Genomic DNA, 23,317 nt, shown 5'->3' with positions numbered 1-23,317 from the left:
AGTCTTACATTGGACGAAAAATACCCAAGTGAATCATCTTTACTTGGGTACTTTTTGTCGTGATTTTTTGTTATTGTCCAATTGCTTGCTATTCCCAAACTATAACTTAGAAACTTGTTCCGAAGTTTGCGAACCCGGCACCCGAATCGAAGCTCTCCTGACTAAAACAAAATAGGAAAGAAATGCCAAAAGGCTAGCGCTAAAGATTGTTACTCCCATTGGAATTCCAGTGTATGATCCAGCTATTCCGACCAGTGGGGCACTTAACGAGCCAAGTACGAATGGTAATAATCCCAATAATGCTGAGGCACTACCAGCAATATGTCCTTGTGACTCAATAGCTAATGTAAAAGATGTTGTACCGATGATACTGATAGATAAGACAAAAAAGAAAATCGGAATAGCAACAGCGATGAGTGGTGCTTTTAAAAGAAGCGAGATTAATAAGCATACTCCAGCTAAATTTGAGATCGCTAACCCAATCTTTAAGAACGTTCGCTCCGAAATTCTATCTGTCAAGCGCCCAACCGATTGACTTCCAATAATAAGCGCCAAACCATTCACACCAAATAAAAGACTGAACTGTTGGGGAGTGACATGATAAATATTTTGATAGACAAACGGAATTCCGGACACATAGGCAAAAATCCCTGCAGTTGTAAAGCCTTGAGTGAATGCATATCCCATAAACGCTCGGTCCTTAAATAAGGAGCCAAAATTGCTCAGTAGCTGAGGTAAGTTACTTGGAACTCGTTTTTCTACTGGCAATGTTTCTTTAAGCTTCAATGAAACTGTGAAGATTAATATAGCAACAATACAGGCTAAAACAATAAAAACTCCATTCCATTTGGTAAATGAAAGGATGATTCCACCAGCAACTGGTGCTACAATTGGTCCAAGATTACCAACTAACACCATTAAGGTAAAAAATTTAGTTAATTCCTTTCCACTAAATAAATCTCTTACTACAGCTCTGGAGACTACAAGACCACCTGCTGCAGAAAAGCCTTGGACGAAGCGTGCCACTATAAGGAAATAAATATTAGGGGCAAAGGAACAAGTTAAAGAAGCTAATAAGTATAAGCATAGAAAAAATAGCAATGGCTTTCGACGGCCCTTTACATCGCTCAAGGGGCCAATAAATAATTGCCCTAATCCTAGTCCTAATAAACATGCAGTTAAACTGATTTGTACAAGTGAAGCAGTAGTTTGATAATCTTTTACAATAGTAGGAAAGGATGGTAAATATGTGTCTATTGTAAAAGGCCCTAAAAGACCAAGTGATCCTAAAAGTAAAGCAAGTTGGATTCGTTGTTTTCCACTAGGTGTATTCAATTTTTCCTCGCCTTTCAATCATTAAATTAGTTTTTTTGTAGGTACTTATTTACATGCTATAACAGACCTATCAGTTGATTTTTTCACCTCCAGTAATGACCTTTTTGTTATCAAATAAGCACAATTCATTTCGATATCCGAAATTACATAATTTTCATTATAACCTGATTTAATTTTGGGGTAAACATTAAAATGTTTTTACTCTGCCCTATTTTATTCTGTACATAAAGTATTAGATGATTTTATTTAATCGAAAAAAAACTTGAGAAATTTTAAAAATTATTGGAACCTTTTTTAAGCTTTTTCATATAATGCCTACTGTGAGAAATTTTAAGGAGGAGAAATTGAAATGAGCGATATTCAATTGAAAATAACAAGGGAAAACGAAGGCAAAGATGGATATAAAATCATTGAAGTAAAAGTATCTGATCCAACAGATAGTTTATTCGCAGTTGTTACTCCTATAAAGAAGTAATGCACCTCTACCAACATTGTTAGTTAAGATTATCTATTAACTATCTATTAACTATCTATTAACTATTTACTACTATACTTTCATTTCACTGAGAAAAGAGCTGCAAACTCCATAAGAATGTTTGAATCCTTTATTGAGTGTAAAGTCTACCTTGGGGCTTTTGCAATAAAAAACAAACTTTACAAAAACAGCGAAAAGTAAAGGGAGTACACCTTCTTTCGATAATTTATACATAGAAAGATGGTTTCATTCTAAGGAAGAGTGTGGCTCGTTACCTTTATGGTTCTAGTCTTTTGACATATAACACGAGAAAAAGACGAATTAATAAAAATTTATAAATAAAGTAATCTTTTCGGTAAAAGGTTACTTTTTTACTTTTTTAATAGTTAATTGACTATGATAATAATTTTTTGTATTTATATAATTTTACGAAATGTTAAAATGAAAGTATTTCAATGCTTTTTTTAATTTAGAAGATATTCATTTAGGGAATTCACTTGAACATGTACGATAAATATAAACTGCAGTTCATATAAATATTGGTTATAACGTGTAGAGCTGAATACTTTTATATCATGAATGCAGTGATTCATATTGAGCTTTACAATGAGAGGAGAAGGGAATATGGTTTTACTAGATCAGATAGTACATCAATTAAATAGTGAGCTGGATATCCATTCCTATGGAAGTGATCCAGGTTTTAGTCGATTTATTCCAGCCGTTTATGATCCGTTACAATTTGATTGGACATCAGTTTTTGAAAACGAGTTTGCACAGCTTTTCAACGGACTTATGCTCAGAGGAAGTGCTGAAGTTGAAAACGTTTTTTTAGCTGTTTTTCCTACTGAAGATGTATTAACTCGATTCATTGATGAGAGTAAAGAAGGGGATCTTCTTTTCATGCATCATCCATTATTAATGGAATGTGGTGATCCAAACGGTAAATCAGGTAGAGGGTTTGTCCCGATTCCTGAAAAATACTTATTGGCAATGAAAAAGAAAAGATTATCTGTGTATACCTGTCATGAGCCGTTAGACTATCATCAAAGGCTTGGGACAAGTATTGCTATAGCACAGACTTTACATGCAAAAATTGTGGATGGATACCTTCCAAATGAGAAAAATCAAAACCTAATATTGCTTTGTGAGATTCAAAAAACCGATACAGATCAACTTATTGAAACACTAAAGGACAAATTTTGTATTCCATATGTTGATTTCGAAGGTAAACAGCTAGAGTCAATTGAAACGATTGCTATTATTGCTGGCTGCGGAGACAAAGTAGACTGGATGAAGGAAGCAGAAAAGAAGGGAGCACAAGCCTATATAACAGGTGAAATTCATTGTCATATTGATAATGAATATGGAAGGATGAAATATAGTCAAATGCTTGCATATGTCCCAAATACAACCATGTCACTTATAGGGGTTTCTCATTCAGCTTCAGAATATTTAGTAATGAGGACATTAATGAAAAGTTGGTTTGAAGATTCATTTAGTATTCAGACTGTGTTGCTACCACAGGAACAATGGTGGCTTTAACGTTGAATAAGGGGGATTAGATGTTAAAGAGAAAATTTGGGGATCGTCTGGGATGGAAGCGTATTACGGAGAGAGAGTACATCCAAACATTTGTACAGACCGAAACATTCGAAGGTTATTTATCCTTCTTGAAAATGATTAAAGTAAAAGAACCATTGTACATTAATTATGGAGAAAAAATGTTGTGCATTGCCGATAATGCATACTCATGGCTTCAGCAATTTCCAAAAGATAAGCATCACGCTGTAACAACAATGTTTAATGACAAAGGGGAAATTATTCAATGGTATATTGATATTTGTCTAAAAAATGGAGTTGAGAATGGTCGTCCATTTTGGGATGATTTATACCTAGACCTCATCGTTCTTCCTTCGGGAGAAATTATTCAACAGGATTCAGACGAATTGGAAGAGGCTTTGGCTAATGGAATTATTGATAAGTACTTATACAATTTAGCCTGGAATGAAGCGAAGGAAATTGTGGAACAGATAAAAGAAGGTACCTTTTCGTCTTTGCATCTAGCAAAAGAGTATAGAGACTACATACTGAAAACAAATGGATCAAGCACATTGTCTTAGTGCTTGGTCTATTTTTTATCTAATTACGTAATTAGAATCAGCTTTGGACTCGCATCCTTTTCTGTGTTTGAAAGATTTGTGTGTATATAAAGTATAAAGTAATACAATAAAAGACCAGATCATATTGCCAATATAAGGTTGCTGGTTATAGGTTAATGTCAGAACTAGACTTATAGTCCCAAAAAGAATAGAATACACAATCATTAACCAAAATCCCCATTTTTTTAATTTCATATATCCATAAATGATAATTAATGTTATAGAGGCAACAACCAATCTCATGAATTGTTCGGGTACGTGAGTTAAACCAAATCTATCTGAAATGCCGATTTCATTTATATGTGATTCATAGAAGATGGATGTTATAAATAAAATAAATGCTCCATAAATATAGTAATAGCTAATTATGCTTATACCTATTGGTCTTTTCATTAATCCCACTCCTTAGTATATGTACGAAAGTTACCATAAAAAGTTCCGTAATAGATGCATCTATTTATTTCTTTCATCACATATATTTATAGTATAAGGTAGATATATCCAAAAACAATACATGTTTCCTCCTTTGTATGTTATATTTTTTTATAATTGCAAAATTTTATGAGAAGGAGGCGAAAGGGATGAAGTGGTTGAAAACTAGTATTCTTGCACTTTTTCTTTCATTTGTATTTTCTATAGGAAATAACACTGCAGAAGCTATAACTAGTTCTGAGTGTAATCAATCATCAGTAGTGAAAAAAAGCTATATCAATGTACCTGTGGCTACTCTTTGGAAAGAACCGGGTTCAAAACGATCCATTGATCAGTCAGTATTGTCCATTCCGGTTGACATGAGAAAATGGACTAGCAGTATGTCAAATGTACAGAAACGGATTTGGTTAACCGGTAAAACTGAGAGTCAAGCATTATATGGGCAAGAGGTTCAAATTTTAGGGACTAAAGGAGAATGGGTACAAATTGCGATTAAGGACCAGGCAACTGTTAAAAATAAGTATGGATATCTTGGATGGCTGCCTAAAGAACAAATTCATACAGGACTATTAAAATATGAAAAATGCCCGGTTGCCATCGTTAAAGCAAGAACAACCCATTTATATGATGATAAACAGAAAAAAGATTTGGAAATAAGCTTTAATACAAAACTACCTGTTATAAGTGAGGAGCAGAATTGGGTTCAGGTTAATACACCAACGAATCAAGTCAAATGGGTAAAAAAAACAGATGTGAATATTTACACCTCTAAAGCAGAATTTCCGAAGCCAACGGGTACTGATCTTGTCATGACGGCCAAGCAATTTTTAGGACTTTCTTATCTTTGGTCAGGTACTTCTGCCTACGGTTTTGATTGTTCTGGTTTTACTTTTTCCATTTATAAATCTTATGGCATGCACTTACCAAGAGATGCCTCTGAGCAATATAAAAGAGGTAAACCTGTTTTAAAAACAAATCTTCAACCAGGTGATCTACTATTTTTTGCCACTAATCATGGAAAAGGAAAAGTCCATCATGTTGCCATGTACATTGGTAATGGAAAAATGATACACTCACCTGAGGCAGGAAAACAAGTCGAAATCATTCCTATTGATACACCTTCTTACAAAAAAGAATTTGCCGGGGCACGTAGATATATCTAGGTGCCTGGTAATTATTTATGGGTTCAGTAATTTTCCCCGTTCATATTCTATTTGATTGATGTCGATTCGTTCAAATAATGGCTCGATCATTTCTAAATGTTGAGATTTAATTTTTATTGTTTGCCAAACCGGATTGGCAATTTTTAATTTTTTAAATAATTTAGTAGAGGAAAAGGGGAGAAAAGGCTCCAATAACTGTGCTAAATTTGCAATGATAAAAACGCAATTGGCAAGAGTGTTATTACATGCATTTTTATCCTCTTGAATCTGTTTCCAAGGTTGTTCTTGGTCGAAGTATTTATTCGCCTCCCTTATAAAATCAAAAATGATCTCCAAAGATCTCTTAAAGTGAGCATCTTCAATGTGAAGGCCAACGGATTTATAGAGATTAGCGATTTTACTATCGAAATAAGGATCAATGTTTCCATCTGGAACAACACTTGAATAATATTTTTCTATAAATTTTAATGATCGATGTACAAAATTTCCATAAGTACCTAACAGCTCACTATTATGACTATATATAAACTCACGCCAGGAAAAATCAGTATCTTTATTTTCTGGAGCATTAATGGTTAGGAAATAACGAATTGAATCTGGGTGGTATCGTTCGATTAAATCAGGGACCCAAACCGCCCAATTTCTACTGGTAGATAATTTCTTTTTTTCAATCGTTAAATATTCGTTCGAAACGATATGTGTAGGTAATGATTTTTTAATTCCCATTAAAATGGCTGGCCAAATAATGGTATGAAATGGAATATTATCTTTTCCATGAACATAGTAGGATATTGAATGTTCATCCCAAAATTTTGCATCATCAACTTGATGCTCTTTTCCCCACTGTATACTAGCTGAGAGATAGCCAGCAACAGCTTCAATCCAAACATAAATTTTTTTATCTTCATACCCTTTTACAGGGATATTGATTCCCACAGGTAAATCACGGGAAACCGCCCGATCATGTAGACCTTCCTTAAAATAACGATTTGTTAATTGAATGGCGTTCTCACGCCAAGAATGATGTGTTTTAGCATTAGCAACATAAAGTTCTAGACTTTCTTGAAATTTGCTTAATGAAAAATAAAAATGCTCGGTTTTTCTTATTTCAGGTATCGTTCCACAAATTTTGCAAGTTTTCTCTAGTAGGTCAATGGGATCCAAAATAGTAGAACAATGATCACATTGATCACCTCGAGCAGCATTCCCACACTTTGGGCATATACCTTCAACATACCGGTCAGGTAAAAATTGAGAACAAGCCTCACAATAGGTTTGTTCAATTTCTTTTTTATAAATAAAATTGTTTTCAAGCAGCTCCAAAAAGATTTTCTGTGCTATTTGATGATGATGAGATGAATCTGTTCTTGTATAGAGGTCATAAGTAAATCCAAGCTTTGAAAAGCATTCTACAAATTCTTTGTGATAATAATCAGCAATCTGTTTAGGAGTTGTTTGTTCCTCCTTAGCACGTATAGCTATAGGTGTACCATTACAATCACTCCCAGATACATATAAAACATTTCTACCAGCCAATCGGAAATATCTTGCTAAAATATCACCTGGTAATAAACTGGCGATATGACCAAGATGTAATGAACCATTTGCATATGGCCAAGCCCCACCAATAAATACATTCATATCATTTCCTCCTTTTATAGTTGTTCTTCACTATTTCTCTAATGCAGAACTCCAAAAATAAAAAAATCCTCGCCCTAATCTGCTGTTAAGCAAATAAGGACGAGGCTGGGTTCCCCGTGATACCACCTTTATTTACTAATAGCTCACGCTATTAGTCTCGACAAGTACGAAAGCAAGAAAAAAGCTTTGATACTGTGCTTTTGATAACGAGTAGCAATACCCGTCTGGACCTACTAATATGGATACATACGTTCAGCTCGAAGCTCAGAGGCCATTGTTCAAATGAATCGTTTTGCTTCTTTTCAGCTCCCGAAGCTCTCTGGTGAAAACATCCTCATTTTACTTTTCCTCGTCAAAGCAATAATAATGATAAATTTCTTGTATTATATACAAAATGTTCAGAAAGGTAAAGTCTATTTACTAGTAAATTTATTAAATTTGCTGATATCGTTAAGCTTGTTGCATTTGGAAAAAGCCAAACTACTGGCACTTACATCCAATAAAGGATTGGGCAATTCTTATGGGCTTTTGGAACTCTTTTCACTGAAAAAAAAGGTGTAGCGGTCTTCTTCTGATCATTATTCGTTAAAACTTAACTATAAATAGCAACAATGTTTGAAAACAATGCCTTAGTAAAATACTTATAAAAAGATATACCACTCTTTTGCCATTAATTTATTTCGCAGGAGGGTGTTTTTTATGATCATCATATTGTATTAATAATATTTGTTGCCTACATAACCAATATGCATAAATATCATGCAAATTTACAATTGGAAGTTATGAGTGTTCAGGAGTATGATGAAGTTGAATGAACAAAGCTGTAAATGAGGGTGAACGGATGGAATGGCATCAAATTCAGTACTTTCAAGTAGTTGCAAGCACACAGCACTTTACTCGAGCGGCAGAATTGCTTTCGGTTTCCCAACCCGCCCTTAGTCGATCTATTGCTAAGCTGGAAGAGGAGCTAGGCGTGCAACTTTTTGATCGAAAAGGAAGAAATATTAGTTTAAACCAATATGGAAAAATGTTTCTCGAGCGTGTAGAGCGTTCGATTAAAGAAATTGAAATGGGGGTTCAAGAAATTCAGGATAGCATTCATCCTGACCGTGGAACTATTTCATTATCCTTTTTACACTCGCTAGGCGTGAGTTTTGTGCCTAAATTGGTAAGCTCATTTCAGGGCGAATATCCAAGTGTGAAATTCCGATTAAATCAGGCATCATCACAGCATGTATTGGAGCAATTAGACGCTGGTGAAACTGAGGTTGCACTTGTTTCTTTTGACCAAGATCAGGCGGGGATTATTCGTCAGCCATTATTAAGGGAAGAATTATATTTAATTGTTTCAATTCATCATCCCTTAGCAAAATTAGATGAAATCGATTTACATTTGATTAAAGATGAGCCATTCATTGCTTTTAAAAATGGATATGGCTTACGTACCATTACTGACCAGCTTTGTAAGGAAGCTGAGTTTATTCCACAAGTAGTATTTGAAGGGGATGAGATTGGAACGGTAGCAGGTTTAGTTGCCGCTAAATTAGGAGTTTCATTAGTGCCGGACTTAACGATTTTAGATAAATCAAAGGTTAAACTAATTCAAATTATCCATCCCATCTGTGAAAGGACAATCGGTATTGCTTGGAAAGAAGGGCGCTATATATCACCCGTTACAAAAAGGTTCATTGAATATGTAAAAAATAAAGTTAAGATGGATTAAATAGTTCATAACCTCAAAAAGACATTGGTAATTATAAAGGAGTAAGACGCATCATGAGTTATATAAAACGTGGAACAAAAAGTTTTCGAATGGCCAATTTAGCATTGTTTGCTGGAGGGTTTAATACATTTGCGATCCTTTGGAGTACACAGCCATTACTTCCTGAAATAGCAAATGAGTTCCACATTTCACCTGCGGTTTCTAGTTTAACTTTATCATCTACTACGATTGCATTAGCAATAAGTATGCTAGTAGTTGGCTCGTTATCAGAAGTATTCGGAAGAAAATCGGTCATGACCATCTCCCTAATAGCATCATCGATTTTAGCTATAATTACAGCATTAAGTCCAAACTTTCATTTATTACTTCTTTGTAGAATATTACAGGGAATAGTTCTAGCGGGGTTGCCAGCCATCGCAATGGCGTATTTAGGTGAGGAAATCGACCCTAAGAGCTTAGGGATGGCAATGGGATTATACATTAGTGGAAACTCAATCGGTGGTATGGGAGGACGAATTATTAGTGGAGTATTGACCGATTATTTTAATTGGCATATTGCCCTTATTGGTATTGGTATTATTAGTTTAATGGCAAGTTTATTATTTTGGTTTACATTACCAACATCAGCTCATTTCCAACCGCGTAAATTTGCTGTTGTTAAATTAGGAAAATCTTTAATTAGTCAATTTAATGAGCCAGGATTAATCTATTTATTTGGGACTGGATTTCTATTAATGGGAAGCTTTGTATCACTTTATAATTATATTGGCTTTCAATTAATTGCTCCTCCGTATTCATTAAGTCAGACAATCGTCGGTTTTATTTTTATTGTATATATTGTTGGAACGTTTAGTTCGACATGGATGGGAATGCTTGCTGATCAGCATGGTAGACGAAAGATATTGCAATTATCTTTATTAATTTTGTTAATTGGAGCATGTATCACGTTAAATACAAATCTTTGGTTAAAAATCATTGGAATAGCCGTTTTTACCTTTGGATTTTTTGCAGGACACTCCATTGCAAGTGGCTGGGTTGGCAAATTATCGACACATGATAAAGCACAAGCCTCGTCACTTTATTTATTCTTTTACTATATAGGTTCAAGTATAGGTGGTACTGTGGGAGGTATGTTCTATAGTGATTTTGGTTGGATTGGTGTAATAGTAATGATTATAGTCTTTACAATTATTGCAATAGGATTATCTGTGCGTTTAGGAACGATTGCCAAAAGAAAATTGCAACTTTCATCGCAAAAGTTATAAATTAAATGCAGGATTTCTATTTTAAGAGCTTGCAACTAAGATCGAGTGTATATTTTTATACACTCGTTTTTTTATTTTTTAAGTAGGATAAACTAATAAAACATATATAAATAGATGTGACTTAGTTTTGCTTGTGAGAATGAAACCTAATCAAACCTTTAGAAAGGAAAAATGGATGTATGTTAGATTTGTAATAGCATAATCATCAAAGCCATAAATTAATGGGGAAAGGGGTTATATATAATGATAGAGCTTGAATTAATTGCAAGACTTGTAATTGCGGGGATATTGGGAGCACTTGTCGGATTTGAAAGAGAAAAGCGTTATAAAGAAGCAGGATTACGTACCCATTTCCTTGTGGCCGTCGGAAGTGCATTAGCAATGATCGTTTCAAAATATGCATTTTTTGATGTTGTAAATAGTGGAACAATTGAATTAGACCCAAGCCGAATTGCGGCAGGAGTCATCAGTGGAGTTGGTTTCTTAGGTGCAGGTACCATTCTTATACAACGTCAATCCGTTCATGGGTTAACAACTGCAGCTGGACTTTGGTCAACAGCTGGAATTGGATTAGCGATAGGTGCAGGCATGTATATTGTAAGTATTTTTGGAACGCTCTTAGTATTAATTGCTTTAGAAATTTTAAGTAGATTATTTCAACCAGTTTTTCCGAAGTTTCATAAATTAACGATTCATGTTCGAACAAATGAAGCGATTTCTGCGGCACTCACTATTTTATCCGAAAATCATTTAGATGTGAAATCGTACCAGGTAAAAGTAACGTCGGTTGATAATCATCCACTTTTTGTCGTGGATTTACAATTAAAATCAAAGAAGTTGAAGAAAAAGGAGACTGAAATATTAAAAATGTTGCAAACGATTCCTGAACTGGAAAGTATAAAATTTGATTAAGCAACAGAAAGAGAACAAATCGTTCAATATTTTTCAACTTAATCTTTAAAATTATAAATTGTAAGTCAATTCATAATATATTATGATAATTCTATACTACTATAGTGAAATATTTGCCGATAAATATGGTGTTTGCCAAAAATGAAAAGGGAATCTGGTGAAATTCCAGAACTGTACCCGCAACTGTAAGTGTTGACGAAATAAGGATAACCACTGTCCAATTTTGGATGGGAAGGACTTAAAGTAGAATGATACACGAGTCAGGAGACCTGCCATATTTATAGCGACTTATTTTCCTCGGGAGTTGGGAAGATTCGTACATTGGTAGATTAATAGACAATTAATGATTTGGTCTGTTCTGCTATCAGCGTATTTTTAGGACTGGCTAACAATATGTGATTTACCATTTAAGATAGGTAAAACATCTATTTTATGTTAGGGGAATCTGTCTTAAGAAAAATGGTCAGTACCTTTAATTTTAATTTCTTCTCTCCTGTACTTCATAGTGGTAAATATACATGAAAGTGGAGAAATGATGGAGAAAACAATTTCTGTAAATGTATCAAGGACCTATCAAACTAAACTTGTATTACCTCCAGATACGAACCATATGGAAACTATTTTTGGAGGAACCATCTTATCGTATATTGATGAAATTGCTGCTATTTCAGCAATGAAGCACTCTCGAAAAGTGGTAGTAACTGCGTCAATCGATGCTGTTCATTTTGTTTCTTCTGCAAAAGTTGGCGACATTTTGACTTTAGAGGCATTTGTCCTTTCAACTGGGAGGACATCGATGAAGGTTTATGTAAAGGTCGAGTGTGAGAATTTAGAGGATGAAGAAAAACGCTTAACAACTACATCCACCTTAACAATGGTAGCACTTGATGAAAACGGAAAACCGACACCAGTGCCAAAAGTAATGCTGGAAGCTGATTGGGAAAAAGAGTTATTACTCAAAAAGCAGCCTTAAATGATTGTATAAAAATGGAGTCGTTCTTTACATTTATAAGACGACCCCATTTTATTTTTTCATACTGATAGGTTACTATACTAAGAATCTTTCCTGATCTTCCTTAGATGGGATCATACAGCTATCCCTTTTACCAAACCACCGATAACGATTTTTCGCGATCATTTCGTATATCCAATTTCTTATTGGAAGTGGGATGATTCGAAAAGCATATCCCCATTTCCATAATCCATTAAGACTTCGGCAAACAAGTAATGCCGCTTCCGATTTTGTGTATAATTTGCCATCCTCAATAAGTACAAAGCTGTCAAGTGAGCTGTTTACTCCATACTCCATTAATAATTTCGCCCCAACTTCGCTTTGAAGGGAAGCAAATTTAAAATATTTATTTTGGTCCCTTTTTATTATAAATTGTACGCTTCCATTACAAAAATTACATACTCCATCAAATAGTATAATTCCAGTCAATTGGTCACCTTCTTTTATAGGATGAAAGGAAATAATGAGAGTGAAAAATTTTATAACGTTTATATTTATTTAACTTAGTAAAAAAGCTTAATAAAAAGCAGTAGATTTTTACATGAAAACTACTGCTTGAAATATTTTCTATGTTTTATTTCAATATAAAAAGGGTATATTACCACGGAGCTTATATGTTAATTATTTTCCTCTCCATTCAGTGGTTTTTGGCACATGCTCGAATATTTCACCACTTTCAAAAAAGTCAACTAAACGAGTAAGCCATTGATAATAATCCGACCAAATTTTCATTTCCTTTAATAATTCATTGATTTGATCTTCTGCTTCCTGTGATAATTCTTCATTATCTTTTAACATCAGCAGTTCACGTGTTAATTTTTTTTCAAAAATTTTATTGCGGTTAATCGTTTTTCTCCAATTAGAGGTGAAAATTGAAATAAAGGTTTCGTAATAATCTGTTTCTACATCATAAATATCTTTACGAACCCCTTTTTCAAAAACTTTTTCAGCAATATTAATATCTAGCATCTCTCTAACAACTTGACTCATTCTTGTTTTACTCATTCCAGTTGCAGTGGATAGCTCATCTAATGTCATTGGTTTTCTATTCATATAAATAATACCAAGAATACGACCGACTGTAGGGGAAACTCCATACGTCTTCATATTATCAGCAATTTTTTCAATATATTGTTCCTTAGCTTGATCAATGACTCGCAAGTGCTTTTCTTCCATAGGTAGTTTGCTCCTTTAATTACCTCATATACAAAGTCAATGTATCATATATCCAATGAAAAATAAAATCTTTTCTGAATGAGGAAATGAAAGCAATAAGGAGGAATAGTAAGAAATGAGAGGATGATAGTCTTTATCTATTTATATTAATGTAAAATTGATGCAATATATGCAATCTATAAACTTTTTATTTTACAAACTTTACGTTATACTTAAATAGTGACATATACGAAAAAAATTGCATAGTATACCAAATGGTTAATTGTTCCAACTGTTTCATTGGTAAAATTACGGAGGTGTATCGATTTGTTAAAATTTGATCATGTTACAAAGATATATAAGGGAGGAAAAAAAGCGGTTGATGACTTAAATCTTGAATTTAAAGCAGGCGAATTTATCGTTTTTATCGGTCCAAGTGGTTGTGGGAAAACAACGACGATGAAAATGATTAACCGTTTAATAGAACCAACAAGTGGAAGTATTTATATTAATGGAAAAAATATTTTAGAAAAAGATCCCGTACAACTTAGACGTGAAATTGGCTACGTCATTCAACAAATAGGTTTATTCCCTCATATGACCATTCAACAAAATATATCACTCATTCCAAAACTATTAAAATGGCCGGAAGAAAAGCGCCGTGACCGAGCAAAAGAACTGCTCAAACTTGTAAATATGACAGAAGATTATTTAGATCGCTATCCACATGAACTAAGTGGTGGACAGCAGCAAAGGATCGGGGTACTAAGGGCTCTAGCTGCAGACCAGCCATTAATCTTAATGGATGAACCATTTGGTGCATTGGATCCTATTACAAGAGATTCATTGCAAGATGAATTCAAAAAATTACAGAAATCATTAGGAAAAACAATTGTTTTCGTTACGCATGATATGGACGAAGCACTAAAATTGGCAGATCAGATTGTTATTATGCGTGATGGGAAATTAGTCCAAGTAGGGTCTCCTGATGAAATATTACGTGAACCTGCGAATGATTTTGTTGAAGAATTCATTGGAAAGGAACGTTTACTTCAAGCGCGGCCAAATATTCAAACCGTTGAGCAAATAATGAATTCGAAACCAATAACCATTACAGAAGATAAGTCATTATCCGAAGCTATTCAAATTATGAAAGACCGTAGGGTTGATTCTCTTTTAGTCATTGATCGTTATCAACTATTAAAAGGTTATATAGATGTAGAGATGATCGATCAAAACCGTAAAAAAGCGAATCTAGTAGCTGATGTACTTGAAACCGAAACTTTAGCTGTACAAAAAGATACATTGGTGAGAGATACGGTTCGGAAAATTTTAAAAAGGGGAATGAAATACGTACCGGTTGTAGATGAGCGGCATCGACTTGTTGGAATCGTAACTAGAGCAAGTCTTGTCGATATTGTCTATGATTCTATCTGGGGAGAAACAGATGAAGAAATCCATTCAAAACATGTAGGATAGGAGGGAGTTTGATGGATAGCATTATTCAATTTATAAGTAGCAACTGGAGTGAATTACTGTTTAAAACATGGCAGCATTTTTATATATCAATCATTGCCGTTTTTCTTGGGATTATAGTTGCTGTACCACTTGGTATTGCTTTAACAAGAGCGCCAAAGGTAGCAGGTGTCGTAATGGGAATAGCCGGCGTTGTTCAAACCTTTCCTAGTCTCGCTATTTTAGCATTTTTTATTCCTTTACTAGGTGTTGGAAAGGTTCCAGCCATTATTGCTCTATTTTTCTATTCAGTCCTACCCATCTTAAGAAATACCTATATTGGTGTAAAAGGAATAAAGGCCAATCTATTGGAGGCTGGTCGTGGGATGGGTATGACTGGATGGGAAAGAATTCGCTATGTAGAATTCCCTCTTGCCATTCCCGTGATAATGGCAGGTGTACGTTTATCAACGGTTTATTTAATTGGCTGGGCAACACTTGCATCATTTATTGGTGCGGGTGGTCTTGGGGATTATATTTTTAGTGGTTTGAATCTTTACCAAACTGAATTTATTATTGCAGGTGCAGTACCAGTTACGATCCTTGCACTATTAGTAGATGTTTTCTTAGGTAAATTAGAAAGTTGGGCAACGCCAAAAGGAATTCGAAACCTGAAGGAAGCTGCGTAGAAAGGGGTATGGAGAATGGGAAGAAAACGAAATTGGATAGTTGTGTTCGTTTTGTCAATCTCATTGATCATAAGTGGATGCTCCTTACCAGGCTTAAGTGCATCTTCGGATCAATCGATAACGATTGGCATGCATAATACAACTGAATCACAAATATTAGGTTTTATGGAAAAATTAATGATTGAACATTATACAGATTTAAAAGTAGAACTAGTTAATAATCTAGGATCTTCGATTGTTATGCATAAAGCAATGGTGAATCATGATATTGATATATCCTCGGTTCGCTATACGGGAACAGACCTTCCTGGCTCATTAGGAATGGATCCTGTCAAAGATCCGAATGAGGCACTAAAAATTGTTCAAAAAGAATTTAATCAAAGGTTTGACCAAACATGGTTTGATTCATATGGATTTGCTAATTCTTATGCGTTTACCATCACAAAAGACTTCGCTGAAAAAAATCATATTGAAAAGGTATCAGATTTAAAGCCATTAGTGAATGATTTGAGCTTAGGTGTCGATAATTCATGGCTAAAAAGAAAAGGTGACGGTTATGAGGGGTTTGTGAAGGAATATGGGTTTGAATTTGGACATACGTATCCCATGCAGATTGGTTTAGTCTATAAAGCAGTACAAAATGGGAAAATGGATGTTGTTCTAGCTTATACAACAGATGGACGGATCAGTGCGTATAAACTAAAAGTACTTGAAGACGATAAACATTTCTTTCCTCCATATGATGCTTCACCAGTCGCTAGTAACAAAGTATTGAAAGCTCATCCTGAACTAAAAGGTATTTTGCAAAAATTAGTTGGGAAAATAAGTACAGAAAAAATGCAGGAATTAAACTATGAAAGTGATGGCAAAATGAAAGAACCTTTAGTTGTAGCGAAAAAGTTTTTAGAAGAAAATAATTACTTTGAAGAATGAGGAGGTGCTAAGATTGGATACTTTACAAGGTGTTTTAGACTACTATGTCCATAATGGCAGCTATGTTTGGGAACAATTTTATCGCCACTTTCTTATGTCTGCTTATGGAGTAATATTTGCAGCGGTTGTAGCGATTCCACTTGGCATAATCATCGCACGTTATCGTAAACTAAGTTCATGGGTCATTTCACTAGCAAATATTATTCAAACCATCCCAGCTCTAGCCATGCTATCAGTATTAATGTTAGTAATGGGGTTAGGGACAAATACTGTGGTTTTATCCTTGTTTCTCTATTCACTTTTACCAATTCTTAAAAATACTTATACTGGTATTACCAATGTGGATAATTTTTTATTAGAATCAGGTAAGGCAATGGGAATGACGAAATTTCAGGTACTAAGAATGGTAGAACTACCTTTAGCCTTATCAGTAATCATGGCTGGTCTTCGTACAGCATTGGTCGTTGCCATTGGAATTGCAACTATTGGAACCTTTGTTGGTGCAGGGGGTCTTGGTGATATTATTGTTAGAGGAACCAATGTTACGAATGGCTCATCTATCATTTTAGCAGGTGCAATTCCAACCGCTTTAATGGCTGTTGGTGCTGACCTCATCATGGGTTGGTTAGAACGAAGCTTATCACCAGTAAAAAAGAAAAAAGGGTTGAAAATTGAATATAAGGAAGCGGCATAATTGAATAAATAATAAAATAGATGTACCAATCTGAACTGCCCCGTGAATGTTAGACACCAAACTAACATTTGCGGGGCAGTTCAATCCGGTGCATCTTTTTTTAAAACAATTATCAAGGAAATATCGTTGGTTTTTTATTCCTATAATGTAGAGGATATTTTTCAACCTTTGAAGAAGTATGATATAAGGGTAATATGAAAATTTTGGAGGATAAGATGATTAAAGATGCTTGGTTTACTGTTCAACAAATAGATGAATACACATTTGCCATTAGTGAATATGGGCACTGGGAAAAAGTACACTCATTTCTTTTATTGGGTCAAAAAAAAGCAGTATTAATTGATACTGGACTTGGAATTGATCGAATAAAAAGAGTGACTGATCAACTGACCGTTTTACCTATTGATGTTGTTACTACTCATGTACATGCAGATCATATTGGAAGCCATGGGGAATATGAGAGAATTTTTGTTCATAAAGATGATAAGGATTGGTTAATAAATGGAATCCAAGGCTTAACCATTGATCAAATAAGAAGAAATTTGTGTAGAGATATTACAATTCCGATACCAAAAACGTTTGATCCTGATACATATCAACCGTACCAGGGAGAGCCGACAGGCATATTGGATGATGGTGATATTATTGAGTTAGGTAATCGAAAATTAGTGATTTATCATACACCTGGACATTCTCCAGGGCATCTAGCCATTTTTGATGAAACCAATGGTTATTTATTTACAGGGGATCTACTCTATGATCAAACGCCAATATATGCTTTTTATCCTTCTACCAATCCTGTCGATTTAGTTTACTCATTAGATAAAATATCAGAAATTCCAAATGTGACTAGAGTTTTTGGTTCACATAATACTTTGGGACTTGAGGCAAATATTTTATTTGAAGTAAAGAAGGCGGTTCAAATTCTTCGAGAAAATGACCTCATTAAATTTGGAACAGGCACCCATTGCTTCAATGGCTTTAGCATAAAATTTTAGTAGAAGGTGATTTTAATAATCAAAGCTTTAAAATATATAGGAGTAATTGCTGCGATTTTAAATATATTATTATGGCTTATATTGAATTTTTTTAATCCTTATACTAATCACAGTGAATTTGGCCTATTGATCATGACTTTTTTGATGTTATTTCTTCCTGCTTGTTTAGCCATTTTTGCTTTTCTATTGTCTAAACCATTTTTGTTATGCATATCATTTTTATGGTCACTACCAATTAGTTTATATTTAGTCTTGACACCTAGCATTTTTGAAATAGCTGGAGTTACATGTTTGCTTTATTTAATAAGTTATCTCTTAATTGGTAAATCATGATAAGCGATGCTAAAAAGGGGAAGATGTAAGATGAAATTAGCTAAATTTATTGTACTGTTATGTCTAACTAACTTATTACTAGGAGCTTGTTCCTCTAAACCTATGGAAAAAAAAGAAGAGCCAAGTTCTTCTAAGAAGAGCGGCTTTATATTAAATAATAAAATGGTAGATGGATTAAAGCAAGGAAAGATCCTCGATACTCCACTAGATTTAAGTAAAGTGTCCACAATGGCTGATATTGAAAAAGTGTGGGGTAAACCAGATGAAGCAATCGATCATCAAGATCTTCAAGACTATATTTATATTAAAAATGGTCAAAGAATGATGATCACAGAAAATATAGAAGAAGAACAAGTTCAATACAAATTTTCTTTCTCAATATCAATAGCAACCACTAGGGATGAAATACTGAAAAAAATGGGTAAACCGAAAGATGTTCATGCAACTACTATTTTACAATATTACTATAATGGCTACAAAATTCAATTTGAAAAAAATGATAAAAACAATTGGTTGGTATACTTAGCAAAAAGTATTTAAAGGGAGTTGAAGGAAGTATTTATTGTATTCTGTGACTTAACATTAAAGTTAAGTGAATTAAATTGTAGATATCTAGTCCCTGAACCTATAGAAAAAAATGTTGTTAAAAGCATAAACATATTATGTAGGTGAGGCAGCGGATCTTCATTCGATAGATGGTTTTATTGTGAACTTATCCTCATGTATCTTAATTCGAAAAGAGGCTTTGAATCAATGAATAGTAATATTATTTTAGGGATAGTATTATTAGCGCTGAGTTTGTTTCTTAAGCCATTATTGGCGATTGTGGGGCTGAATGAAAGGTTGTTCGGATTACACTGGCAAGGTGAAACTGTGTTTTCATTGAGTCCATTTTTAGTTCGGATTATTCTAGCAGTAATTGGGATTATCTTGCTTATCATCGGAGGTATGCAAGTTTCAAAGCAGAAGAATAAATAGTTAAAAGGGTGGAGAGAACAACAATTAATTTTGCTATAATATTGAAAATTTATAACCAAGGTATTGAAGACCGTGCTGTAACCATCTTCGTAGGATTGAACTTTATAAGACCATTTGAGCTTTTATACAAACAACATACTTTAGGAAACAGTTTTTTAATTATTCTCTTTTGACTGTCTCCTTTTAATAATTATGACAATTATAATTATTAAAATTAGGTCAATACATAATTTAGGGATAGAAAATACATTCATTACGTGAAAAGGTGCTCTGTTAACATATACAGCCTTTACCCATTCTTGTTTGTTAATTTCAACTGCAATTGCAGAGGTGGGAGAAATACCATTAATTTCATAATATTTAGTACCAATAGGAAAATAATTTGAAGCATTCCCATAATATTTACCAGTCATATCATTAGGCTGCGTTTGCACTTTTCCTATGTTTCTTCCCAACTCATTTTTATTTACTGAATCCTCATGTTTAACTTCATAGACTTTACCTTTCCAGACAACAAAAGGGTATGCCCACGATAAAGCATGTGCCATCGATGAAAAAAGAAAAAGTAATATTATAAATAAAGGAACAAACTTTTTCATAATGACCTCCTATGATAAATTTATTACACATTTTACTTGAAAATATATATATTAAGTAGTTTTATTTTTGGAATTTTATAAAATTAGAGATCTGGAGGTAGTTGGAGATGAAAGAATATAAAATTAAGACCTATGATGAGGCAGTTCATATAATAGAGGAGATTGGAATTTTGCCTTTAGCTCCTTTAATACCAGATTATCCTTCGCTTAGTAGCATGACACAAAAGGAAAGTTGGCATTCAGATACTGATTTTGACCCATGGATTTGGCGAACTAAATTTTCTGCTGACGGGGTTGCAGCATATGGAAAGTTTATAAAAAAGAAAAATGTATTCATTTCTCGTGAGTGGTTTCCTGTAGTAAGGGCAATCCTTGGCTCGAAATACACCGTAAATGAAAGATATAAAGACGGATATTTCTCTAAGGAAGCCTACAATCTCTACAATATAATTGAAGAAGAGGAAGGTATCGATACAAGATTATTAAGACAAAAATCAGATATGAAAGAAAAGGAAAAAAAGAAATTATTTGACCAAGCATTAGTTGAATTACAAGGAACTATAGATATTGGTATTTCCGGTATTAAAGAAAAACAAAATATAAATGGTGAAAAGAACGGATGGAGCAGCACCTCCTTTGAAACGATTGATTATTGGATGAAGAAAAATGGACTTGAACAAGATCATTGGGAACGTGAGGATGCTAAGGAAAAGCTTAAACATCATTTTTTGAATATTGGATGCTCAGAAGTGGCAATGAAACGAATTGAAAAGATATTTTCACTTGAATAGAAAATAATATGATATTTGGTATATAGAATCTATTTGAGTGTATAGTGGTTAGTGTTGAATTTATTGTAGGTCGGTGTAATATGCAGTTAAATTTTGAAACAGAGAGATTAAACATACAGCCATTTAAAAAAGAAGATGCATATAAAATAAAAGAATTAGCAAATGACGAAGTTTTATCTAATATACTGGGTCTTCCATATCCATATAAGTTAGAACATGCACAAGAATGGATACTTACGCAGACAGATGTAATAGCTGCGGGTAGTGAATACCCTTTAAAGATAGTTCATAAACAATGGAATGAAATAATAGGTACGGTCACTTTAAGAATAGATAAGAAGAACAATAAAGGTGAGCTTGGATACTGGATAGGAACTGATTATTGGGGCAATGGTTTTGCTACTGAATGCGTTAGTAACTTTGGATTTAACGAATTAAACTTAAATAAAATTTATGCGTCTGTATTATCAAAAAATAAGGCATCAAAAAAAGTACTAGAGAAATCAGGATTACAAAAAGAAGGCACATTAAAGCAAAATAGATTTTTGTTAAATAAATATGAAGATGTAGATCTATATGGGTTATTGAAAGTAGAGTATATAACGGAAAATCCCTAGAAAAAGCTATAATAGGTATTTTAAGAAAAGTCAATAAAATGAATAAACAGGTTAATGAAAAAGATATTTTGGGGATAGGGTATCAATGTATGGCGAGTTCTTATCCTTATAAATACTAATATAGGAATACGTAAAATGAATAGGATAATTGTGAAATCTATCATTCTTTGATTTGATAGAGACGGAATTTAGCTTACTTGTACAATATGAAACTTTACATGGTGGTGATTATGTTGGAACCTAAATGGCTAAAATGGGCAAAGCAACTCCAATCCATTTCCCAGGCTGGACTTACCTATTCAAAAGACGTGTATGACTTAGAGAGATTCGAAATGATTAAAAAGTTGAGTATTGAAATTGTCTCACAATACACGGATATAGAAGAGTCAGTTTTAAAGAATGTATTTGTAAATGAATCTGGATATGCTACACCTAAGGTAGATATTCGCGCGGTAATTTTTAAAGAGGATAAAATACTAATGGTTAGGGAAAAGACTGATGGGAAATGGGCACTACCAGGAGGTTGGGCAGATATTGGTTTAACCCCAAGTGAAGTTGTAGTAAAGGAAGTAGAAGAAGAATCTGGATATGATGTACGAGCAATAAAAATGATCGGTGTGTTTGATAAGAAATGTCATCCACATCCACCATCACTTCATCATACGTATAAGCTTTTTATCCAATGTGAAATTACTGGTGGTAATCCAAAAACAGGAATAGAAACTAGTGATATAGATTTTTTTGCAGAGAATAAACTACCGCCGTTATCAATAGATAGAAATACGGAAAGTCAAATAAAGGTAGCATTTAGACATTTGCATAATCCGAATGAACCTATTTATTTTGATTAAATCCAAATTATTTACATAAAAAAAAGTGGGTGTATGACGATGGTCCAAGAGAAAGGCATGAAGGACTTAAGGGTTGCAATAATCGGGGGTGGCTTCGGATTAAGGGTGCAAGCTCCTATTATTCATTGTCATCAAAAAATGAAGATTTCTTCGATTAGCACAATGAAACGGCATCAAATACCAAATGAATTAATGAGTGGAGAGCAGAGACCAGCCCATTATCATAATTGGATGGAGATGCTGGATCAGGAGGAGTTGGATCTTTTATTTGTTAGTTCTATTCCGATACATCATTTTGAAATGGTAAAATATGCAATAAAAAAAGGTATCCATATTGTATGTGAAAAACCATTTATGATAAATAGCAAGGAATCGAAACAATTGTTAACATTATCTAACTATTATAATATAAAAGTTGTCATTGACTTTGAATGGAGATATCTCCCCGTACGTCAGAAGGTCAAAAAAATTATTCAGAATGGTGATATTGGAAAGATTCTTCACTTTGACTACCATATTTCTAGTCCTAAATATCAGAATCTTCGGTCAATGAAAAAAGGCTGGATGGGTGAAAGAAATAAATTTGGAGGTATGCTAGGTGCTTTAGGCAGTCATATGATTGATTGTATGAAATGGCTAACAAATGATGACATTGAAACGATGAATAGTTATTTATTTACCCATATTCCCGAAGGGGGAGGAGAAATGAGGGATGCAGATGATGCTTTTTTTCTACATGGAAAGTTGAAAAATCATACGAGTTTTTCCCTGCAACTACTATCGGGAGTAAATCATGGGTTTGGATCAGAGTTAAAAATATATGGACACTTAGGTACCATTAGGTTATCAAATGATAATAATCTATTTTTTGGAAAAGTAAATGAAGAATTAAAACAGGTACTTGTTCAAACGGATGAGAAAATACCTACACATTTATCAAATGAAGCAAGGGCATATTATCCGGCATTTTATCCTTTTATAGAAAAGGTATATGAATATATTACATTGAATACATTAGATGAGGATTTACCAACCATAAAAGATGGACATGAAAATCAAACTGTATTAGATAGAATACTATTTAAATAATTTCTCGAACAAGTTGAA

Annotated in this window: 25 protein-coding genes, 1 riboswitch and 1 other annotated feature; of the genes, 19 read left to right on the top strand and 6 right to left on the bottom strand. The window is 33.8% G+C overall.

The annotated features are described in order from the left end of the window. Positions 1–99: 99 nt before the first annotated feature. Positions 100–1,335 carry a multidrug effflux MFS transporter gene (locus I5818_RS14745; RefSeq protein WP_078109290.1) on the bottom strand — a complete coding sequence of 412 codons (1,236 nt, stop codon included), beginning with the start codon at positions 1,333–1,335 and terminating at the stop codon, positions 100–102. Positions 1,336–1,684: 349 nt separating this feature from the next. On the opposite strand from I5818_RS14745, the gene I5818_RS26290 reads away from it, so the two are divergent. The 3 genes from I5818_RS26290 to I5818_RS14735 all read left to right on the top strand — a co-directional run bounded on the left by I5818_RS26290 (position 1,685) and on the right by I5818_RS14735 (position 3,930). Further along, positions 1,685–1,810 carry a hypothetical protein gene (locus I5818_RS26290; protein WP_257234159.1) on the top strand — a complete coding sequence of 42 codons (126 nt, stop codon included), beginning with the start codon at positions 1,685–1,687 and terminating at the stop codon, positions 1,808–1,810. A 624-nt stretch (positions 1,811–2,434) separates the two neighbouring features. After that, a complete protein-coding gene (locus tag I5818_RS14740) occupies positions 2,435–3,352 on the top strand; it encodes a Nif3-like dinuclear metal center hexameric protein (RefSeq protein ID WP_078111504.1) in 918 nt (305 codons plus the stop codon). 20 nt (positions 3,353–3,372) lie between these two features. Then, positions 3,373–3,930 carry a ribonuclease FAU-1 family protein gene (locus I5818_RS14735; protein WP_071975690.1) on the top strand — a complete coding sequence of 186 codons (558 nt, stop codon included), beginning with the start codon at positions 3,373–3,375 and terminating at the stop codon, positions 3,928–3,930. A 15-nt stretch (positions 3,931–3,945) separates the two neighbouring features. Here the strand turns inward: I5818_RS14735 and I5818_RS14730 are convergent, their stop codons facing one another. After that, positions 3,946–4,362, bottom strand: coding sequence for a hypothetical protein (locus I5818_RS14730; RefSeq protein ID WP_078111503.1), 417 nt, complete (start codon positions 4,360–4,362; stop codon positions 3,946–3,948). A gap of 188 nt (positions 4,363–4,550) precedes the next feature. On the opposite strand from I5818_RS14730, the gene I5818_RS14725 reads away from it, so the two are divergent. Continuing rightward, the gene (locus I5818_RS14725; protein ID WP_078110398.1) at positions 4,551–5,564 is read left to right on the top strand and encodes a C40 family peptidase; all 1,014 of its coding nucleotides are present in this window, start codon (positions 4,551–4,553) and stop codon (positions 5,562–5,564) included. A 15-nt stretch (positions 5,565–5,579) separates the two neighbouring features. Here the strand turns inward: I5818_RS14725 and metG are convergent, their stop codons facing one another. Next, positions 5,580–7,205, bottom strand: coding sequence for a methionine--tRNA ligase (gene metG / locus I5818_RS14720; RefSeq protein ID WP_078110397.1), 1,626 nt, complete (start codon positions 7,203–7,205; stop codon positions 5,580–5,582). Positions 7,206–7,297: 92 nt separating this feature from the next. Then, positions 7,298–7,570: a binding site (T-box leader), on the bottom strand. Between the two features lie 476 nt (positions 7,571–8,046). On the opposite strand from metG, the gene I5818_RS14715 reads away from it, so the two are divergent. The 4 genes from I5818_RS14715 to I5818_RS14700 all read left to right on the top strand — a co-directional run bounded on the left by I5818_RS14715 (position 8,047) and on the right by I5818_RS14700 (position 12,078). Continuing rightward, positions 8,047–8,928 (top strand): LysR family transcriptional regulator, encoded by an 882-nt coding sequence (locus tag I5818_RS14715; protein WP_078110399.1) that lies wholly within the window; start codon positions 8,047–8,049, stop codon positions 8,926–8,928. A gap of 53 nt (positions 8,929–8,981) precedes the next feature. Further along, positions 8,982–10,193: an MFS transporter gene (locus I5818_RS14710; RefSeq protein ID WP_078110395.1), complete on the top strand. Its 1,212-nt coding sequence runs from the start codon at positions 8,982–8,984 to the stop codon at positions 10,191–10,193. 240 nt (positions 10,194–10,433) lie between these two features. Beyond that, positions 10,434–11,105, top strand: a complete 672-nt coding sequence (locus tag I5818_RS14705; RefSeq protein ID WP_071975693.1) for an MgtC/SapB family protein — start codon at positions 10,434–10,436, stop codon at positions 11,103–11,105. A gap of 109 nt (positions 11,106–11,214) precedes the next feature. Then, positions 11,215–11,396, top strand: a riboswitch (cobalamin riboswitch). A 244-nt stretch (positions 11,397–11,640) separates the two neighbouring features. After that, positions 11,641–12,078: an acyl-CoA thioesterase gene (locus I5818_RS14700; protein ID WP_078110394.1), complete on the top strand. Its 438-nt coding sequence runs from the start codon at positions 11,641–11,643 to the stop codon at positions 12,076–12,078. A gap of 75 nt (positions 12,079–12,153) precedes the next feature. Here the strand turns inward: I5818_RS14700 and I5818_RS14695 are convergent, their stop codons facing one another. Then, positions 12,154–12,546 (bottom strand): thiol-disulfide oxidoreductase DCC family protein, encoded by a 393-nt coding sequence (locus tag I5818_RS14695; protein ID WP_058003900.1) that lies wholly within the window; start codon positions 12,544–12,546, stop codon positions 12,154–12,156. A 192-nt stretch (positions 12,547–12,738) separates the two neighbouring features. Beyond that, positions 12,739–13,293 carry a GbsR/MarR family transcriptional regulator gene (locus I5818_RS14690; RefSeq protein ID WP_058003901.1) on the bottom strand — a complete coding sequence of 185 codons (555 nt, stop codon included), beginning with the start codon at positions 13,291–13,293 and terminating at the stop codon, positions 12,739–12,741. Between the two features lie 306 nt (positions 13,294–13,599). On the opposite strand from I5818_RS14690, the gene I5818_RS14685 reads away from it, so the two are divergent. The 7 genes from I5818_RS14685 (at position 13,600) to I5818_RS14655 (ending at position 19,352) form a co-directional block, all read left to right on the top strand. Further along, entirely contained in the window at positions 13,600–14,751 is a 1,152-nt protein-coding gene (locus I5818_RS14685; protein WP_078111327.1) for a betaine/proline/choline family ABC transporter ATP-binding protein, read from the top strand. An 11-nt stretch (positions 14,752–14,762) separates the two neighbouring features. After that, a complete protein-coding gene (locus tag I5818_RS14680) occupies positions 14,763–15,416 on the top strand; it encodes an ABC transporter permease (RefSeq protein ID WP_078111326.1) in 654 nt (217 codons plus the stop codon). 15 nt (positions 15,417–15,431) lie between these two features. Beyond that, positions 15,432–16,349 carry an osmoprotectant ABC transporter substrate-binding protein gene (locus I5818_RS14675; protein WP_058003904.1) on the top strand — a complete coding sequence of 306 codons (918 nt, stop codon included), beginning with the start codon at positions 15,432–15,434 and terminating at the stop codon, positions 16,347–16,349. Between the two features lie 13 nt (positions 16,350–16,362). Beyond that, positions 16,363–17,043 carry an ABC transporter permease gene (locus I5818_RS14670; RefSeq protein ID WP_071975697.1) on the top strand — a complete coding sequence of 227 codons (681 nt, stop codon included), beginning with the start codon at positions 16,363–16,365 and terminating at the stop codon, positions 17,041–17,043. A gap of 215 nt (positions 17,044–17,258) precedes the next feature. Next, a complete protein-coding gene (locus I5818_RS14665) occupies positions 17,259–18,041 on the top strand; it encodes an MBL fold metallo-hydrolase (RefSeq protein ID WP_071975698.1) in 783 nt (260 codons plus the stop codon). A 363-nt stretch (positions 18,042–18,404) separates the two neighbouring features. Further along, entirely contained in the window at positions 18,405–18,914 is a 510-nt protein-coding gene (locus I5818_RS14660; RefSeq protein ID WP_058003909.1) for a DUF4309 domain-containing protein, read from the top strand. Positions 18,915–19,127: 213 nt separating this feature from the next. Beyond that, complete coding sequence (locus I5818_RS14655; RefSeq protein WP_058003910.1) at positions 19,128–19,352, top strand: hypothetical protein; 225 nt, start codon at positions 19,128–19,130, stop codon at positions 19,350–19,352. Positions 19,353–19,507: 155 nt separating this feature from the next. Here the strand turns inward: I5818_RS14655 and I5818_RS14650 are convergent, their stop codons facing one another. Next, positions 19,508–19,951 (bottom strand): hypothetical protein, encoded by a 444-nt coding sequence (locus I5818_RS14650; protein ID WP_209391774.1) that lies wholly within the window; start codon positions 19,949–19,951, stop codon positions 19,508–19,510. Positions 19,952–20,058: 107 nt separating this feature from the next. Here I5818_RS14650 and I5818_RS14645 point away from each other — a divergent pair, with 107 nt between their 5' ends. The 4 genes from I5818_RS14645 to I5818_RS14630 all read left to right on the top strand — a co-directional run bounded on the left by I5818_RS14645 (position 20,059) and on the right by I5818_RS14630 (position 23,299). Further along, complete coding sequence (locus I5818_RS14645) at positions 20,059–20,742, top strand: AlkZ-related protein (protein ID WP_078111302.1); 684 nt, start codon at positions 20,059–20,061, stop codon at positions 20,740–20,742. A gap of 80 nt (positions 20,743–20,822) precedes the next feature. After that, on the top strand, positions 20,823–21,359 hold the full coding sequence (locus I5818_RS14640) for a GNAT family N-acetyltransferase (RefSeq protein ID WP_078111301.1): 537 nt from the start codon (positions 20,823–20,825) through the stop codon (positions 21,357–21,359). 233 nt (positions 21,360–21,592) lie between these two features. Further along, positions 21,593–22,210, top strand: coding sequence for an NUDIX hydrolase (locus tag I5818_RS14635; RefSeq protein WP_058003981.1), 618 nt, complete (start codon positions 21,593–21,595; stop codon positions 22,208–22,210). Between the two features lie 39 nt (positions 22,211–22,249). After that, positions 22,250–23,299, top strand: a complete 1,050-nt coding sequence (locus I5818_RS14630) for a Gfo/Idh/MocA family protein (RefSeq protein WP_244975349.1) — start codon at positions 22,250–22,252, stop codon at positions 23,297–23,299. Positions 23,300–23,317 lie beyond the last annotated feature (18 nt).

It is taken from the genome of Heyndrickxia oleronia, from assembly GCF_017809215.1.
In the GTDB taxonomy this organism is placed as follows: Bacteria; Bacillota; Bacilli; order Bacillales; family Bacillaceae_C; genus Heyndrickxia; species Heyndrickxia oleronia.
Note: the sequence above shows the minus strand (reverse complement) of the source record. Positions and strands in the feature narration are given on the sequence as shown.